Below are 17482 nucleotides of genomic sequence, written 5' to 3'. Positions count from 1 at the left end.
TAATTAGGTGATTAATTTAAAGTCAGAACAAGAAGTAGGTTATATAAGAGAAGCAGGAAAAATTTTAAAAGAAGTTTTAAGGAGATTGGAAAAAACGGTAATTCCGGGAGTAACTACTAAAGAATTAGATAAAATAGCTTATCATCATATAGTTTCTAAAAAAGCTATTCCTGCTTTTTTAAATTATCGGGGTTTTCCAGCAAGCATATGTACTTCAAGAAATTATGAAGTAGTTCATGGGGTGCCAAATAACGTAGCCTTAAGAGAAGGAGATATTATAAGTATTGATGTTGGTGTTTTATTAAATAGCTACTATGCTGACGCGGCTATAACTTTACCTGTGGGAAAGGTGTCAAAAGAGGCAGCTAATTTAATAAAAGTAGCTAAAGAAGCTTTGAACGAAGGAGTAAAATTAGCAGTGGCCGGTAATAGATTAGCAGATATTTCCTATAAGATTCAAAGTATGGCTGAAAGGGTAGGATATTCAGTAGTAAGGGATTTTGTAGGACATGGAATTGGAAGAAATATGCATGAGGAACCTCAAGTTCCAAATTTTGGAGAAAAAGGAAAAGGTCCTCGTTTGAAAAACGGAATGGTGTTATGCTTAGAACCAATGATTAATTTGGGTGGTTATGAAGTAGAAGTTTTGGATGATAAATGGACAGTAGTAACTAAAGATCGAAGTTTTTCCGCTCATTTTGAACATACCATCTATGTTCGAAATGGAGATCCGGAAGTACTCACTTAACTAATTAAAGAGAAGTTTTTTAAAAAGAAAATGATTTTAATAAATCATAAAAAAAAGGAAAAGATATGGCCAAAGAAGAAGGTATTCAAGTTGAAGGGGTGGTTATAGAAGCATTGCCGAATGTTATGTTTAAGGTAGAGTTGGAAAATGGTCATAAAGTCTTAGCCCATATTTCTGGTAAAATGCGGATGAATTACATAAGAATTTTAGTTGGAGATAAAGTAACAGTGGAACTTTCACCGTATGATTTAAGCAGGGGTAGAATTACATACCGGAAATAAAATAGCTTGAAAAAGAGAGTAAAAGAGAGTAAGATAAAAAAATGATTAAATTCAAGGAAAAGAATAAATGAAAGTAAGAGCCTCAGTTAAAAAGATTTGTAATAAGTGTAAGGTTATTAAAAGAAAAGGGAAAATAAGAATAATCTGTGTTATTCCTAAACACAAACAAAGACAAGGTTAGGAGGAAGTTTTGGCTAGAATAGTAGGTATAGATTTGCCACGAAACAAAAGGATTGAAATTGCCTTAACTTATATTTATGGCATTGGCAATAGCTTGTCAAAAAGGATATTAATTACGACTAATATTAACCCTAATACTCGAGTAATTGATCTTACGGAAGATGAAGTTAATAGACTTCGTCAAGTAATTGAAAAAGAATATAAAGTAGAAGGGGATCTTAAAAAAGAAGTCTTTATGAATATAAAGAGGTTAGTAGAGATAGGGTCGTATCGAGGAACAAGGCATCGACGAAATCTTCCCGTAAGAGGACAACGAACAAAAACAAATGCTCGGACACATAAAGGTTCTAAACGGGCAGTAGGAATTAAAAAGAAGAGTAAAGTTTAAGGAGAAAAATGGTGGTCAAAAAGGGGAAATCGGTAAAGAAAAAAGAAAAGAAGAGAGTAACCATAGGAGTTGCCCATATTCAGTCTACTTTTAATAATACTATCGTAACTATTACTGATATTGATGGAAATGTCTTAGCTTGGTCTAGCGCCGGATGTGCAAAATTTAAAGGTTCTCGGAAAAGTACACCATTTGCTGCTCAGATAGTAGCAGAAAATGCAGCTAAGAAAGTTATGGAATATGGCATGCAAAAGGTTTCTGTCTTGGTTACTGGTCCTGGTGCAGGAAGAGAGCCAGCAATTAGGTCGCTTCAAGCGGCAGGATTAGAAATAAAGTCTATTAAGGATGTAACCCCTATACCTCACAATGGGTGTCGATCTCCTAAAAAGAGAAGAGTTTAAAGGAGTGTAAAATGGCAAGGTACATAGGACCGGTTTGTAAATTATGCAGAAGGGAAGGAGTAAAGTTATTTTTAAAAGGGGAGCGGTGTGATACGAGCAAATGTGCCCTAGTTCGAAAAAAGAGCGAGATGGGAGCTAAGCCTAAAGGGGCAAAAAAGAAACTGTCAAATTATGCTGTGCAGCTGAGAGAAAAACAAAAATTAAAGAGGATTTATGGTATTTTAGAAAAACAGTTTAAAAATTATTTTGTAAAAGCTAAAAAACAGAGAGGGATTGTAGGCGATAACTTGTTGACCCTTTTAGAGAGAAGATTAGATAATGTCATCTGTCGGTTAAATTGGGTGGTTTCCCATAGACAAGCTCGTCAATTAGTAAAACATGGATTCTTGTTAGTGAATGGGAGAAGGGTAGATGTTCCTTCCTTTTTAGTAAAAAGTGGCGATGAAATAAGATTAAAGGAGGATAAAAATATAAAAGAGTTAGTAGAAACTTCTCTAAAATCTAAAGGTCAGAAGGATATTCCTTCCTGGTTACTTTTAGATACCCAAAAAATCTTAGCCAAAATTTTAAAAATTCCCACTAGAGAAGATGTAATTATACCTATAAAAGAGCAATTAGTAGTAGAATTATGCTCCAGATAATTATTAAATTAGAGGTAAAAAAATGAGGGGCGATGAGCTTAAAAAATTAATTAATAAATCAAGAAAAATAGAATGGGATGAAAAAACCTTAACTAATTATTATGGTAAATTTACCATTAGTCCTTTTGCCAAAGGAATGGCTATTACCATAGGTAATAGCTTAAGAAGAATGTTTCTTTCTTCTATAAAAGGAGCAGCCGTAACTTCCATAAGAATAGAGGGAGTTTTGCATGAATTTACTACTATTCCTGGAGTAGTAGAAGATATGAGTGAGATTATCTTAAATCTTAAGAAACTTGTTGTTAAGTTAAATGATTCTGGCCCTCAAAAGATTTATATAAAAAAGAAAGGGGCTGGAGAAATAAAAGGTTGCGATATTATTTGTAACGATAAAGTAGAAGTCATTAGTAAAGATTTGCATATTGCCGATTTAAACGAAGATGCAGATTTAAGTATGGAGTTAGAAGTAGATGAGGGGTATGGTTATGTATCTGCAGAAAGAAATAAGACTCCAGGTCAACCGTTGGGAGTTATTCCAATTGACTCTATCTTTACCCCGGTAAACAAGATAAGTTTTTCTGTGGAAGAAGTGAGAGTAGAACATTGGACAGATTTCGAGAAATTGATGTTAGAAATTCATACCAATGGTTGCTTATCCCCTAAAAATGCTTTGACGCAAACGGCAAAAAATTTAAGAGATCTCCTGGCTTTATTTATAGATGAAGAAGAAGTAATGGAGGAAAGAATAGAAGAAGAGACTGAAGAAGAAGACAAATTAAAAGCAATAACCACCGCTATTAGTATAGAAGAATTAGAACTTTCTGTTCGGGCTGCTAATTGTTTACGAGGGGATAGTATTACTACCTTAGGTGAGTTAGCTAAAAAGACAGAACAAGATATGTTAAAAACGCGTAATTTTGGGAAGAAATCTCTTAATGAGATTAAGGAAAAGTTAGCTCTGCATGGCTTAACCTTAGGAATGAAAGAGGTTCCTTAAATAAGAGACTTTCCCCTGAATAGGAGATAGCAAGAATTATGAAACACTTAAGAAAAAATAAAAAAAAGTTAGGGAAATCTGTTAGTCATAGGAGAGCTATGTTGAGTAATATGGCTAGTAGTTTATTAAAGTATAAGACTATTACTACTACTTTAGCTAAGTCTAAGTTTTTGATTACTTTAGTAGATCGTCTCATTACTTTAGCTAAAGAAGAGAACCTTCATCACCGCCGACAAGTTTATAAATTTATCAAGGAAGATGAAGTGGTAAGAAACTTATTTAGTAACATTGCGCCTTACTTAAAAGATCGCCCAGGAGGTTATCTTCAGATAATTAAATCTCACTATCGGATGGGAGATAGGGCTTCAATGGTAATAGTAAAGCTTTTAGCTTAAAGGTCTACCTTAGTTTTAAGATATTTATTTAAAGCGCCCAAGCAAAAGGCGCTTTTTGTATTTATGTTGGAATTTTGAGCTTAATTGAAGATAGTGTGAAGAAAATTGAAGATAGTGTGAAGATTTAGATAACTAACTGTTGACTAACCATAATGAAGAATATTAAATTAGTAGTAGCCTATGATGGAACTAATTATTTTGGGTGGCAGAAGCAATCTCATCTTAGGACCATAGGAGGCATGATTGAAGAAAAACTTTCCCAAATTTGTAATGAGAAAGTAAAACTTCTTTCTGCGGGGAGAACAGATAAGGGAGTTCATAGCTTAGGGCAGGTGGTAAATTTTAAAACAAAGACTAATTTAAAGGTAGAAATAATAGAGAAAGCTTTAAATAGTCTTTTACCTAAGGATATCGTTATTTTAAAAGGAGAAGAAGTAAATGAAAAATACCATGCTCGTTTTTCGGCTGTATTTCGAACTTATCAATATTTAGTCTTAAATCAAGAAACTTATTCTCCATTTTGTCGAAATTATATGTGGTGGGTAAAGGATAAGTTAAATTTAAGAAGAATGAGATTAACTTCTAAGTATTTTTTAGGTCAGCATGATTTTTCTCCTTTTTCTACAAATTTGAAGGAAATTAAGAATCCTCAAAGAGAAGTTAAAGAGGTAAGGATTATTAAAGAGAAAAATATTATTAAGTTTATAATTACAGCTAATGCTTTTTTACCCCATATGGCAAGAGGAATAGTGGGAGTTTTAATAGAAGCAGGAAAAGGACGTTTGTCGATAAAGGAGATAAGAGACATATTAGAAGGCAGAGAAAAAAAGGTTAATAAGGTGATATTTGCTTCTCCTTGTGGGTTATATCTTTTAAAAGTTGGATACTTAGCTAATAAGTAATCGTTCAGGTGTTAGTTTTCAGTCATCAGTTTCTAAAGGTGACTACCAATTTTCACCCGTAACTGAGGCATTATTCAAAAGAAACCAGGCATTGATTACAAATGATAGTAAAAAAAGAGGTTTTTAATCTTGAGTAGAACTAAAACAAAAGATCATCGTCCTTGGGGATATTTTGTAGTCTTAAGCAATGAGCTTGAGCATAAAGTTAAGAGAATTGTAGTTTATCCAAAAAAGCGGTTAAGTATGCAACGGCATCGGTATCGTAGTGAGCACTGGTATATAATCTATGGAGAAGCAGTCGTTATTTTAAATGATAAAAAGATTTATCTTAAAGCAGGAGAATCTATAGATATTCCTCAAGAAGCTGTTCATAGAATTGAAAATATAGGTATTTCAAATATGGCTTTTATTGAAATTCAAAGAGGCGAATATTTTGGAGAAGATGATATAGAGCGACTAGAAGATGATTATGGCCGCGAATTAGGTGGTAAAGCCATATCGTAAACGTTCAGCTGTCAAAAATATCTTTCTTAATTGAGACAAAATTATTATTAGTTATTATAGTATTAAACCGAAAATTTTGTTGACAAAAATTAACTAATTAGCTATATTTTACTAAGTTTTGATACTTAATTACTGTTTTATTATTTTTAATAGTAGCTCCAAGGGAGGGGTGTAGTTAGGCAAGACATAAAGGTATCTTAATAATACCTCATATCTTATTTAAGCCAAACGATAAGAGAGCTGATGAAAGTAGCTTGATATAGTTTGGTTTTTTTTGTTTTTAGGCAGATATGAGCATAAAAAGATTATTATTACCTTTATTAATTTGCTCAATACTTTTTCCTTTTCTTTCTCAGGCTGAAGTTGGAGATATTTATACTATTGCCGGGGATGGGATGTCTAATTTTTATGGTGATGGAGGACCAGCCATTTCTGCTTCTTTGAGGAGCCCTTCGGGTATTACCATAGATAAAGAAGATAATTTATATTTAGCTGATACTTTAAACCATAGGATCAGAAAGATTGATAAAAATGGAATCATTACAACCATTGCTGGAAATGGGATAGTTGGTTTTTCTGGAGATGGAGACTTAGCCACAAAGGCTTCTCTAAGTGAACCGGTAAGTATTTGTTTAGATCAAAAAGAAAACATCTATTTTTCAGATTCTAAGAACCATAGGATCAGAAAGATTGATAAAAATGGAATCATTACAACCATTGCTGGAAATGGGATAGTTGGTTTTTCTGGAGATGGAGACTTAGCCACAAAGGCTTCTCTATATCTTCCTTATGGTATTTTTATAGACAAAGAAGATAATTTATACATCTGTGATTCTTTTAATCATCGTCTTAGAAAGGTTAACCAAGATGGAATTATTGTCACCGTAGCAGGTAACGGAGAAGAAGGCTACGATGGAGATAATAAAGATGCTTTATCTTCTAAGCTTCGTTATCCTCATGGAGTATTAGTTAATAGTTTTGGGGATATTTATATTACCCATACTTGCAATAGCAGAATTAGAAAGGTTGATACTAAAGGAATTATTACTACTATTGCTGGAAATAATCAAGAAGGTTACTCTGGAGATAATCTCCTGGCCATCTCTACTTCTTTAAGGAAACCTACTGAAATCTTTATGGATACCATAGGCAATTTATACATCTGTGACTCTTTTAATCATCGCCTTAGAAAAATTAATCAAGATGGGATAATTACTACTTTTGCTGGAAATGGGAAAGCTGGTTTTTCTGGAGAAAATAACCCTGCTTTAGAAGCATCGTTAAATTATCCTTATAGTTTAACGATGGATAGTCAAGGAAATTTTTACTTTTCAGATCAAGCTAATAATAGAATAAGAAAGATAGTAGGAGCTCCATTAAACAAAGCTCCTCTGGTGACTGTAATTAGTCCTAATGGTAAAGAGACAATTAAAGGTAATTTTACCATTAACTGGAAAGTTACTGATGAAAATCTCTCCGACCTCCATCATTTTAATATCTTACTGTCTCTGGACGGAGGAGTTTCTTACCCTATTACCGTGGCTTCTAATTTACAAGAAACAACATATCTCTGGGATACTTCTGGTTATAGTAGTGATAAAGCTAAGATAAAAGTTATTGCTAGAGATAACGGATTACCACCTTTAAAAGGAGAAGATGAATCTTATGATATCTTTATTCTTAATAACAATCTTCCTCCATGTATAGAGATGATAAAACCTCCTTTAGGAGAGACCAAAGCTGGCTATGACTATCTCATTACTTGGGAAGATTTAGATATGGACGATAATGCCACTATTACCCTTTATTGGGATAAAGATAGAGACTGGTTCAATAATTTAGCAAGTTTAAAAGATATTACCTGGGGAAAAATTATTTCTGGAATAAAAGAAGATGATCAAGATCAAGATAACTTAGAAAAGGATGCTTATTTACTAGATTTATCCCTTATTCCTAGTTGGTATCCCTGGCAGAGATACTGTTACATCTGGGGGAAGATTGACGATGGGATAAATATGCCTTTTTATGATTGTAGTCAAGGAAGAATAATTATTTACACCCAGGCTAAGATAGGAGGAATGACAAAAAGCACCAGTGGAGCAACCATTGAAATTAATGCCAATGCTTTAGAAGAAGATGCCTATGTCTTCGTGGTCAATAACCCTGAAGATCATTCTATCAAGGTAGCCAATTATAAGTTAACTCTTAATTCAAATTTACACCTTTCTGAAATTTTGGAGAAAAGTATCCATGAATTTAAAGCGGTAGGAATGCATGGGAATCTTTTAACTCTGAGTAGTAAGATTCAAGTTAATCAAACTGAGGGAGTTACTTATATTACTCTTCCTTATGATGAAGAAGTAATAGGCCAACTAAAAACCAATGAAGATAACTTAAAGATTTATTACTTAAATAAAGAAGAACAAAGATGGGAAAAGTTATCTTACTCTCAAACTATAGATAAATTAGCAAGAAAGATTAAGACACAAATTAACAAACTTGGAATTTACGGGATCATAGAAGAAGTTTCAGATAATATCTCTATAAAGAGCATTTCTCTTTATCCCAATCCTTTGAATTTGACCAAGACTGCGGAACATAAAATTACCTTTGGCCGGATAGTAAATTTTACTAAGATTGAAATTTACAATATCGCTGGAGAATTAATTAAAACTATTGAAGATAAAGAAGATACCCCCTCTTGGGATATTACCAATAAATACAGTCAAGTAGTAGGAAGCGGAGTATATCTCTACCTTGTTTTTGATAAAGGGAGGGTGGTTTTTAAAGGTAAAATAGCTATTATTAATTAAGAAAGAAGATGACCTAACCTTTTTAACTAGTCATCTACCGCCTTTTTATTTTCCACCTCCGTAATTTTTCTTGACATTTGGTTATTTTTTCTGGTAATTTTTCTTTTAAGAAGAGGGAACTTGTAAAAAAATGAGATATCCTTTCTAAGGGTATTAAAATAACAAGTTACTCTTTTTGGTAACCCCTTTCTAAGGGTATTAAAATAACAAGTTACTCTTTTTGGTAACTCCTTCAGAAAAGATTAATAAAATAAGATAGAGAATATACGAATTAAGACCTAAGGGAGCAAACATGATTCAAGTAACGTATAAGTTTCTGCGACGACTCTTCATAATTATTATTGGTTTCACGATATTTTTGTTGGGTCTAGTCATGCTTTTTCTCCCAGGTCCGGGGCTGGCGGTTATCATCATCGGGTTAAGTATTTTAGCTTTAGAAGTTGTTTGGGCTCGTCTTTTGCTGAAATGGTTGAAGAATGAATCCAAAACCTATACCCGGGGATTTGTGGCTTGGTTGCAAAAGCATTGTCAGCTTGTTTTGCCTAAGGATCAGAAAGGGTCAAACACCCATGACTCTGGACCATCTTCCCCAAACAAATAAGGTCAGCGTTAATAAGTGCTTACCAAATAAGATGTTGAATGGAAGCATCTTATTGGGAACGAAATCATAGTAATTCCCGGCAGATATTTAAAATATTATATTTCCACAACTTAGCTTAATAATTCTCTGCTTTTGGAGCCTTTGGCCTCCTTTTCTGGTAATAATTTCTACTTAAAAAGGTCCTTATTTTCTCCCCCCAGGTAGCCTGAGGCATTGTTTTGAATGGAGCTTGGTCTTAATGTAGCTTGAAGGTTACCTTAATCTAAAAATTGGTGAGTCTAGTAGTTATTAACAAAAATTAGACTTAGGAAATAATACCGAGTAATAAAAGATAAACTTGCTCGCCCTATGTCAAATTTTCATTAATAAATGCTATAATTAAACTTATGAGGAATTAAATAAGATCATGAAGAAGAAAAGGATTGCTTGGCCCTTAATCTTGAGTATAGCTACTTTACTTGTCATTCTTAGTTATTTAGGATTTATTACCCAAAAAGAAAAAATAGAGCTTGTAGTTAAAGAGGCTTTTATTAAGAAGGTGGAAGATAAATTAAGTTCTAAGGTAGAAGTAGGAAAGATAGATATCTTTTTTAATAATACCATGATCTTGAACAAAATAATCATTAATAATGGTTCCAATGATCTTATTAAAATAAAAAAGGTTGTCTTAAAGTATAGCCTCTGGGATTTTTTGATAAAAAAGAACAAGAATTTATTAGTTTCTAAGATAAAATTATATTCTCCTTCTCTTTCTCTAATAAAAGGTAAAAACAATAAATGGAACTGGGAAAAATTATTTAAATTGAAAAGAGCTAATTTGGTGGAATGTCCTAAAATAGAGATAAAAGATGGAGTTATTCACCTCGTAGATTTTTCCTGTGATTTAAATCTTTTTTTTAAACAAGTTAATTTTTTGATTAATCCTAAGATATTTCCTTCTCCTTTTTCCATAAAGGGTATCTTAAAAGAGAGAAAAAAAGGAACCTTTCATCTTTTTGGAACTATTGATAAATATTCTCCTCTTTTAGCAAATTTTAAATTATCTTTTGAAGATCTAGAACTTGAAAAATTTAGATATTTATTAAAAAGATATGTAGAAGAAATAAAAGAGGGGCAGGTTAAAGGTGAAATTATAGGTTCTTTAAATGAAATTAAGAAAAAAAGGTACCAGTTAACTTATCAAGGAAGATGGAGATTAGAGAAAGGCAAGGTAAAATTTTATCTTTTAAAAAATCTTATTAAAGATATCTCCTTAGAAGGTAATTTTAAAAAGGACTTAGATCAAGGAAATCACCAATTTTTTCCTGCTCAAATATCTCTTAACTTAAAAAAGGCTTTATATCAAAATATTTCTTTTTATGGTTTTATAGAAAGCAGTCTTGCTTTTATTAAGGTAAGTTTAGTTTCTCCTAAGATGAATTTAAATAAGTGGATAAATTTAAAAGAGAACTCTTTTTTCTTTAGAAAAATAAGCGATCTAGAGGGAGATTTAAATATAGAAACTACTTATGATAAAAAGGAAGATTTCTGGCAAGGAGAAGTGGTTTGTAAAAATTTAATAGCCAATTATGATAAAAAGGAAGATTTTCGGCAAGGAGAGGTGGTTTGTAAAAAATTAATAGCCAATTATGATAAAAAGGAAGATTTTCGGCAAGGAGAGGTGGTTTGTAAAAAATTAATAGCCAATTATGATAAAAAGGAAGATTTCTGGCAAGGAGAAGTGGTTTGTAAAAATTTAATAGCCAATTATGATAAAAAGGAAGATTTTCGGCAAGGAGAGGTGGTTTGTAAAAAATTAATAGCCAAGAAAGAGAAAAGTAGAGCTCTTCCTTCTCTTATGGCTAAATTTAAGTATCAAGGGAATAAAGTTAACCTCTTTGATTTATCCTGGGGAAAAGATGTTTCTTTTACTGGGGAGGGGGAGATAAATTTACAAAAAGAACTTAACTTTAAAGCAAATCTTCAATTCGAAAAGATGCCTCTCCTAAATTTATTAGAAATTTTCGAGATACCTCATTTAGATCTCTTTACTTCTTCAGATCTCACTGGAAACGTGGCTCTTTCTGGAAACCCAAAAGAGATTAATTACCGAAGTCTTCTTAAGGTAGCGAATAAAAGTAAGAACAAAGATCTTTTTAATTATGTAAATATAGCCTTAAATGGCAAAGGAAAAGAGTTATCGGGAGAACTACTTATTCAGCAAGAAGAGGGTTATCTAAGATTAAAGAGTGCTCTTAAGAAAAATGAAAAAGGAGACCTTTTTAAGATAGACGGAGATCTTTCTTTAAATAATTTTAATATTCTTAATCAGCTGATAAACTCTGAGATAACTCTTTACAGTCAAAGGGAGAAAGAAGATATTTTTTTGGGAGAGCTTAAAGTAAAGAGATTAGTTTGTAACAATAATGACTTAGGAGATTTTAATTATTGTCTTTATTATCAAGGAAGTACTTTAGAAACCATTCCCACCTCCAGTAGGATTGGGTTGTTGATAAAGAATAAGATTCAATTTAATCAAGATGAGAATTTTTTAAATTCTCAAATAAGTTTAAATAATTTAGACTTTTCTTTAATCACCAATTCTTTTAAAGAATTAAAAAGATATCAACCTCTCCAGGCTTTTCTTTTTGGCGAAATGAAACTTTGTAAAAAGCCGAAAGAGCCTCTTTTAATCACTGCCAAAAACCTAAAGCTTAAAAATACCTCGGTAAATAAAGATAAACTTGGAGATTTTAACTTAGACTTTTCTTATTTTAATCAAAGCTTACAGATAAGCAGATTAACAGAAGAAAGAGAAAAGATTGATTTAACTGGTAAGATTAAATTAAAAGATTTTAAAGCAACAGAAGCTCAGTTAATTCTTAAGACTAATTTAGTTTCTACTTATTACGGACATTTAACTTCTACTTTACATATCAACCAAAGAGATAGTCTGATGATCATCTCAGGAGATGCTGACCTTGGACTTAAAGAAGGTAGGTTGGGTTTTCAAAACATAGTTGCCGAGATAGAAAAAGACAAATATGGCCAGATAGAGATTACTAAATTTGTTTCAAATTTAAACAAGGTGGGCCACTTAAGTTTAATTGGAAAAATAAAGAGTCAAAAACAAGACCTAGATCTTTATTTTCAAATAAAAGAACTCCCTATCTCTACCCTTCCTTCTTATATCTTAGCCAGGAATAGTGGAAGTTTAAATCTTAGCGGTTATATTAAGGGTAAGATCAGACAGCCTGAAGTAAGTCTTAATTTTCAAACTAATTCATTGAAGATTAATAAGAGGATACCGAGAGATTTTGAAGGAGAGGTTACCTTGGCTGAAGATAAAATGCTAAGGTTTAAATCTTCAAGTTCTTCAAAAAGTATTTTTTTAGAAGGAACTATCGATTTTAAGAAAGATTTAGAAGTAGATGCTTCTTTATTTTTTAACCAAGAGGTAGCTAAAGACATCTTGGATATTTTTACTCCTTTAAAGAATGTAGAAGGAACCGTAAGTGGCCAGATACTTATCAAAGAGAAATTAATTAATCCTAAATTAATAGCTTGTTTAAAGGTCAATGAATTAGCATTTTTGAAGGTTAAAGCCAAAGAAGCTGAAGTTAAGTTTTGTTATTTCAATAGAGAGATTAAGATAGAGCAACTTTTTTTAGATCAAAAATCTGGATTTTTAAATCTTAATGAGAGTGTTATTTCCTTATATCCAGAAGGTAGATTTCAGATAAAAGTTAATTTAACTAACTTTAAGTTTTTAGGTTTATCTTTAGCTGGAAAAGTAGAACTTTTCACTAAGAGTAAGCCCGATCAAGGAGATGATAAGTACGAAGGTTTAGTTAAAGCCACTAATCTGGTCTTTAACAAGAGAGTAAAAGTAAAAGAAATTTATAGCCAATTTTTATACCAAGATGATACTCTTTATCTTTCACCTTACCAAGAAGAAAGAAGCATTTTAGGTGAGATGATCTTTTCTTTTCCAGATAGGATCACTATTAATAAGTTAGACTATGTTAAAGGTAATCAATTATTCTTAAGAGCCCAAGGAGTAGTTTTTCCTAAAGAAGAAAGATTGAACATTGATTTAGAAGCATTTGAACCTTTATTAAAAATGGTACCTGAGTATCTAAAAAATATTAATTCAGTCAGTGGAAAATTAGAAGCTAAGATAACAATAGAAGGCTTATTTAATAATTATCGTCTTTTGGGAAGATTAGTTTTAACCCAAGGAGAGGTAACGACTTCACTAAAATACTTTGAGAAATTAACTAAGGTAGAGGCAAAAGTAGATTTAGATGACTATTATCTAAAGATTAGAGATTTAAGTTTTTCTTTAAACAAGGGTATCGTTAATTCTTATGGAGAGATAGTTATCCCAGAGAAAAAGATTAATCTTTGTTTAACTACTACCAAGCCCTTAGAGCTTTCTATTCCTTTAGAGATAGAGGCCAAGCTTTTGGCTAATCTACATTTAGAAGGAGATTACGAGACGCTTGTTTGTAAGGGCATAGTAGAGTTCTTAGATACAAATTTTACTTATCGTAAAAAACTAAGTAGAAAGAAAGAATATTTCTTTAATCAGGTTAAGTTTGACCTTAAATTGCTTGCAAAAAATAACGTAAGATATTATAATAACTATGTAAAATGTAAAGTTATAGATAGCTCCTGGATAAGATTTTTAGGTTTTCCAGGAAGGTTTGAAGTAACAGGAGATCTTAAATCTTCAAGTGGTTACATTGAATACTTAGGGACGCGGTTTTCTATTAATAAGGCAGAATTAGAGTTTAGAGAAGGCGAAAACAGTCCTTATCTTTCAGGAGAAGCTCAAACCAAGATCGACGATATCTTAATCTTATTAAGTTATCAAGGAAAGCTTTTTGAGAGTGAACCTCTTCTTTGTGCCCCTGGAATTTATCCTCCTAAGACAAAAGATGAAATAGTGGGAATGTTGCGATTAGGTAGAGATTACAAAAAGGTAGGAAAAGAGAAGATTGATGCTCTGCTCTTTTTAGGACTAATTAGGTTAACAGGAATAGGGCTGAATGATAGCCTTATTAAACCATTAGAGAGTAATTTATCTAAGTTATTGAAAGTAGATGTAGATATTAGTTTGCCTTATGTGGAGAGATATTTATTAAAAGAAGAGGAAAAAGATCTTAAAAAGTCAGCCGATAAGTCTCCTGAGACCATGTTTAACCTTGGTAAGTATATTACCGATGACCTCTATCTTAATTATCGGGGAGCGATGGGCAGGAAAAAAGAAGAGAGTAAATTTCTTCAAGAATTTGGGTTAGAATATCATCTAAGGCCAGAAGAGAGTATAAAATATGAATATTTACCTAAATCAAATGGAGAAAAGGAAGAACACGAAATAAGTATAAAAAAAGAGATTAGCTTTTAACCGTTAAAGAGATTAAGATTATATTCAGGAGATAATGATGAAGAAGTCTATTTTAACTATCTTGATAATGTTACTTTTAAGCTTAGCTGCTCTTTTAAAAGCTGAAGAGTTAAAAGTTACCGAGATAGGTGTTAAGGGAAATAAGATCTTGAGCCAAGAAGCCATCTTAGCTGTAGTAAAGACTACAGTAGGAGACCCCCTTTCTAAAAAATTATTGACTAAAGACATAAAAGAGATCTTTAACTTAAACATCTTTGATGAAGTTAAAGTTGATCTTCTTGAAGAAAAAGAAGGAATAAAGATTAACTTTATAGTAGTGGAAAAACCTACCATCAAAGAGATTAAATTTTTAGGCAATAAAGAGATTACCCAGGAGAAGTTAAAAGAGAATTTTACTTTAATAGAAGGTGATTTATATGATGAAAATAAACTTAAGGAATTAATAGGAAGATTAGAGAATCTTTATCGAAGTGAAGGATTTTACTATGTAAAGATAAGCTCTCAAAGTAAAGAAGTAGATTCACAATTAGTTAATATTGACTTAAAAAATAAGGAAGTAGATTCGCAGTTAGTTGATATTGACTTAAAGATAGAAGAAGGGAAAAAGGTTAAGATTAAAGAGATTAACTTTGTTGGCAATGAGTCTTTTTCTTCCTGGCGACTTAAATGGATTATCTCTACTGGAAAAAGGGATTATTTTACCAAGGAAAAAATAGAAGAAGACTTAAATCAAATCCTGTATTTTTATAATAACAAAGGTTATTTTTTATGCCAAGTGGAATTAGATAAGGTTTATTTTGATGATAAAAAGAAAGGATTAGTAGTCAATATTCATATTAATGAAGGTGATATTTATCTAATCGATGGCCTAAAGTTTGTGGGTAGCACTCTTTTTACGGAAAAGGAATTTTTAAAAGAAGTAAAGACTGGCCAAGGTAAAAAGTATAGCTTAAAAGACTTTAGAGGTGATCAAGGTAAAATCATGGAGATGTACTCTCAGAAAGGATATATCTCGGTGCAAATTATTCCTAAGCCCTTTATTGATAAAGAACAAAAAAAGATAAGCTTTGAGATAGAAATCAGAGAAGGAGAAAAATGTTTCCTAGAAAAGGTCTCTGTTTCTGGGAATGAGATTACTAAGGATAAAGTAATCTTAAGAGAAGTCTTATTAAAGCCTGGCGAGATATTTGATGGCCAAAAAATAAACTTAACGCAGAAGAAACTATATCAATTAGGTTTTTTTGAACAAGTGAATATGGAAGTAATACCTGGTGACCAAAAAAATAAAAAGATCTTAAATATAAAAGTAAAAGAAAGAAAAACAGGAACCATCAGCTTAGGGACTACCTGGAGTAGTCAATATGGATTAGGAGGAAGTTTAGAAGTAGCTCAGACTAATTTATTTGGAAATGCTTGGAAACTTAATGTTAAATCAGAATTTGGCAAGAAGAGAATGGACTATAGGGTTGGCTTTGTCAATCCTTGGTTTAAAGATACCCCTACTTCTTTGGGGTTTAATCTCTTTAAGACGGAACAAAAGATAAATGAGTATACTACCCTACAAAAGGGTGAAAGTATTAGCGTGGGCAGAGAATGGAAAAGTTTTAACAAGATATATTTAGACTATAAGTATGAGAAAGTCCTCTTTAAAGAGGTGAATAAAAATTTAGCTCCTCTTGATATTATAGAAAAAGAGGGAAAAGAAGAAGCGACCAGTAGTATTTCTGTGGATCTTATTCGAGATACTCGTGATAAGATCTATCATACTACCAAAGGATATAGAATTTCTTATTTAAATGAAATGGCTGGGGCTTCTTTGGGTGGAGATGTTGATTATTATAAGTCTGTTATTGAAGGAAGATTATATCTTCCAGCTTTCTGGAAATTTGTATTAGCCATGCGGACTCGATTTGGTGTAATAAAGAGCATTACCGGAGATGACAAGGTTAGGGATGATTTTAGATTTTATTTAGGAGGTGCTGAGACCATTAGAGGGTATAAAGAAAATGATATCTCCTTAATAGATGAAAATAAGAAAGAACATGGAGGAAGTTCTGTCTTTTATGCTAATTTTGAGTATAGATTTCCTATCGTCGAACCACTTTATTTTGCTCTTTTTTTAGACATGGGAAATATTTGGGATAAGTATGGAAACTTTAATTTAAACAATTTAAAGTTGGGAAGAGGTTTTTCTTTTAGAATTGACACGCCTATGGGGCCAATAAGATTAGATTATGGCTATCCGATGAATGATAAAGAAAAAAAGGAACCAGAATTTTATTTTAGTATTGGTACTCCTTTTTAATTAATAATTGTTAGCTAACAAATAACAAATTTACCAAAAGGAGCAACTTATGAATGTCTATGGAAAGATTTATTTGGCTTTAATAATCTTAATAACTTCTTATCCAGTTAAAGCCGAGGTAATAGAAAGAGTAGTGGCCAGAGTAAACAATGAAGTAATTACTCTTTTAGAATTAGAAGAAGTTATTAATAATTATACCAAGACAAATAACGTAGTTGTCTCTGATCAAATTAAGAGAGATCTCTTAAATGAGATGATTAATGAAAAACTGATCTTACAGGAAGCAAAAAGGCAGAAGATCTTGGTAGAGGATGCTGAGATAAATCAGATGATTAATGAGCTTAAAGCTAACTTTAAAGATCAAAGTGCTTTTCAGCAAGCCTTAGCCAATGAAAACTTAACAGAATTTCAACTTTACGAAAGATACAAAGATCAACTTTTAAAGATAAAGATATTAGATGAAGAAGTAAGGTCAAAAGCAAAGGTAGATAATAATAAAGTTTTAGCTGAGTTGGTAAATTATAAGTTTAAGATTAAAGCAAAACACATCTTAGTTAAAGAAAAAGGATTAGCTTTGGAAATTTTAGATAAGATTAAAAAAGGAGGAGAATTTGAAAGATTAGCCCAAGAGTATTCTCTGTGTCCTAGTGGAAAGGAAGGAGGAGATTTAGGCTTTTTTATTCAAGGTCAAATGGTAAAAGAATTTGAAGAGGTGGCTTTTTCTCTAAAGGAAGGAGAGATTAGTGGAGTGGTGGAAACTAAATTTGGATTTCACCTGATTAAGAATATAGAGAAGAAAGAGATAGCCCCTAAAGAATTAGAAGAGATTAAACTTCAGATAGAGAGAGAATTTTATAATGAAGAATATCAAAAAGAACTTAGAGATTACATGGAAAAACTTAGAGAAAAAGCTGCTATAGAGGTAATTCTTTAA

General features: G+C 31.9%; 15 protein-coding genes. All 15 read left to right on the top strand.

Annotated features, from left to right (window positions below):
• Window positions 1-7: 7 nt before the first annotated feature.
• The 15 genes from map (at window position 8) to KJ849_06630 (ending at window position 17482) form a co-directional block, all read left to right on the top strand.
• Window positions 8-748, top strand: coding sequence for a type I methionyl aminopeptidase (gene map / locus KJ849_06700; protein ID MBU2600246.1), 741 nt, complete (start codon window positions 8-10; stop codon window positions 746-748).
• Window positions 749-813: 65 nt separating this feature from the next.
• Window positions 814-1029, top strand: a complete 216-nt coding sequence (gene infA, locus KJ849_06695; GenBank protein ID MBU2600245.1) for a translation initiation factor IF-1 — start codon at window positions 814-816, stop codon at window positions 1027-1029.
• A gap of 67 nt (window positions 1030-1096) precedes the next feature.
• Window positions 1097-1210, top strand: a complete 114-nt coding sequence (rpmJ, locus tag KJ849_06690; protein ID MBU2600244.1) for a 50S ribosomal protein L36 — start codon at window positions 1097-1099, stop codon at window positions 1208-1210.
• Window positions 1211-1219: 9 nt separating this feature from the next.
• Entirely contained in the window at window positions 1220-1597 is a 378-nt protein-coding gene (gene rpsM / locus KJ849_06685) for a 30S ribosomal protein S13 (GenBank protein ID MBU2600243.1), read from the top strand.
• 11 nt (window positions 1598-1608) lie between these two features.
• Window positions 1609-1998 (top strand): 30S ribosomal protein S11, encoded by a 390-nt coding sequence (gene rpsK, locus KJ849_06680; GenBank protein MBU2600242.1) that lies wholly within the window; start codon window positions 1609-1611, stop codon window positions 1996-1998.
• A gap of 11 nt (window positions 1999-2009) precedes the next feature.
• Window positions 2010-2639 (top strand): 30S ribosomal protein S4, encoded by a 630-nt coding sequence (gene rpsD, locus KJ849_06675; GenBank protein MBU2600241.1) that lies wholly within the window; start codon window positions 2010-2012, stop codon window positions 2637-2639.
• A 22-nt stretch (window positions 2640-2661) separates the two neighbouring features.
• Window positions 2662-3636: a DNA-directed RNA polymerase subunit alpha gene (locus KJ849_06670; protein ID MBU2600240.1), complete on the top strand. Its 975-nt coding sequence runs from the start codon at window positions 2662-2664 to the stop codon at window positions 3634-3636.
• Window positions 3637-3674: 38 nt separating this feature from the next.
• Complete coding sequence (rplQ, locus tag KJ849_06665; protein ID MBU2600239.1) at window positions 3675-4031, top strand: 50S ribosomal protein L17; 357 nt, start codon at window positions 3675-3677, stop codon at window positions 4029-4031.
• Between the two features lie 152 nt (window positions 4032-4183).
• Window positions 4184-4933, top strand: coding sequence for a tRNA pseudouridine(38-40) synthase TruA (gene truA / locus KJ849_06660; GenBank protein MBU2600238.1), 750 nt, complete (start codon window positions 4184-4186; stop codon window positions 4931-4933).
• A 126-nt stretch (window positions 4934-5059) separates the two neighbouring features.
• Window positions 5060-5437: a phosphomannose isomerase type II C-terminal cupin domain gene (locus tag KJ849_06655; protein MBU2600237.1), complete on the top strand. Its 378-nt coding sequence runs from the start codon at window positions 5060-5062 to the stop codon at window positions 5435-5437.
• A 290-nt stretch (window positions 5438-5727) separates the two neighbouring features.
• Window positions 5728-8250 (top strand): T9SS type A sorting domain-containing protein, encoded by a 2523-nt coding sequence (locus tag KJ849_06650; protein MBU2600236.1) that lies wholly within the window; start codon window positions 5728-5730, stop codon window positions 8248-8250.
• A gap of 292 nt (window positions 8251-8542) precedes the next feature.
• Window positions 8543-8851, top strand: coding sequence for a PGPGW domain-containing protein (locus tag KJ849_06645; protein MBU2600235.1), 309 nt, complete (start codon window positions 8543-8545; stop codon window positions 8849-8851).
• Window positions 8852-9257: 406 nt separating this feature from the next.
• Window positions 9258-14243 (top strand): translocation/assembly module TamB domain-containing protein, encoded by a 4986-nt coding sequence (locus KJ849_06640; protein MBU2600234.1) that lies wholly within the window; start codon window positions 9258-9260, stop codon window positions 14241-14243.
• Window positions 14244-14280: 37 nt separating this feature from the next.
• Complete coding sequence (gene bamA / locus KJ849_06635) at window positions 14281-16548, top strand: outer membrane protein assembly factor BamA (GenBank protein ID MBU2600233.1); 2268 nt, start codon at window positions 14281-14283, stop codon at window positions 16546-16548.
• Between the two features lie 49 nt (window positions 16549-16597).
• The gene (locus tag KJ849_06630) at window positions 16598-17482 is read left to right on the top strand and encodes a peptidylprolyl isomerase (protein ID MBU2600232.1); all 885 of its coding nucleotides are present in this window, start codon (window positions 16598-16600) and stop codon (window positions 17480-17482) included.

This window comes from bacterium (assembly GCA_018830565.1).
Classification (GTDB): domain Bacteria; phylum UBA9089; class JAHJRX01; order JAHJRX01; family JAHJRX01; genus JAHJRX01.
The sequence above is the reverse complement of the archived record's forward strand: the minus strand, read 5'-3'. Positions and strand labels throughout refer to the sequence as shown.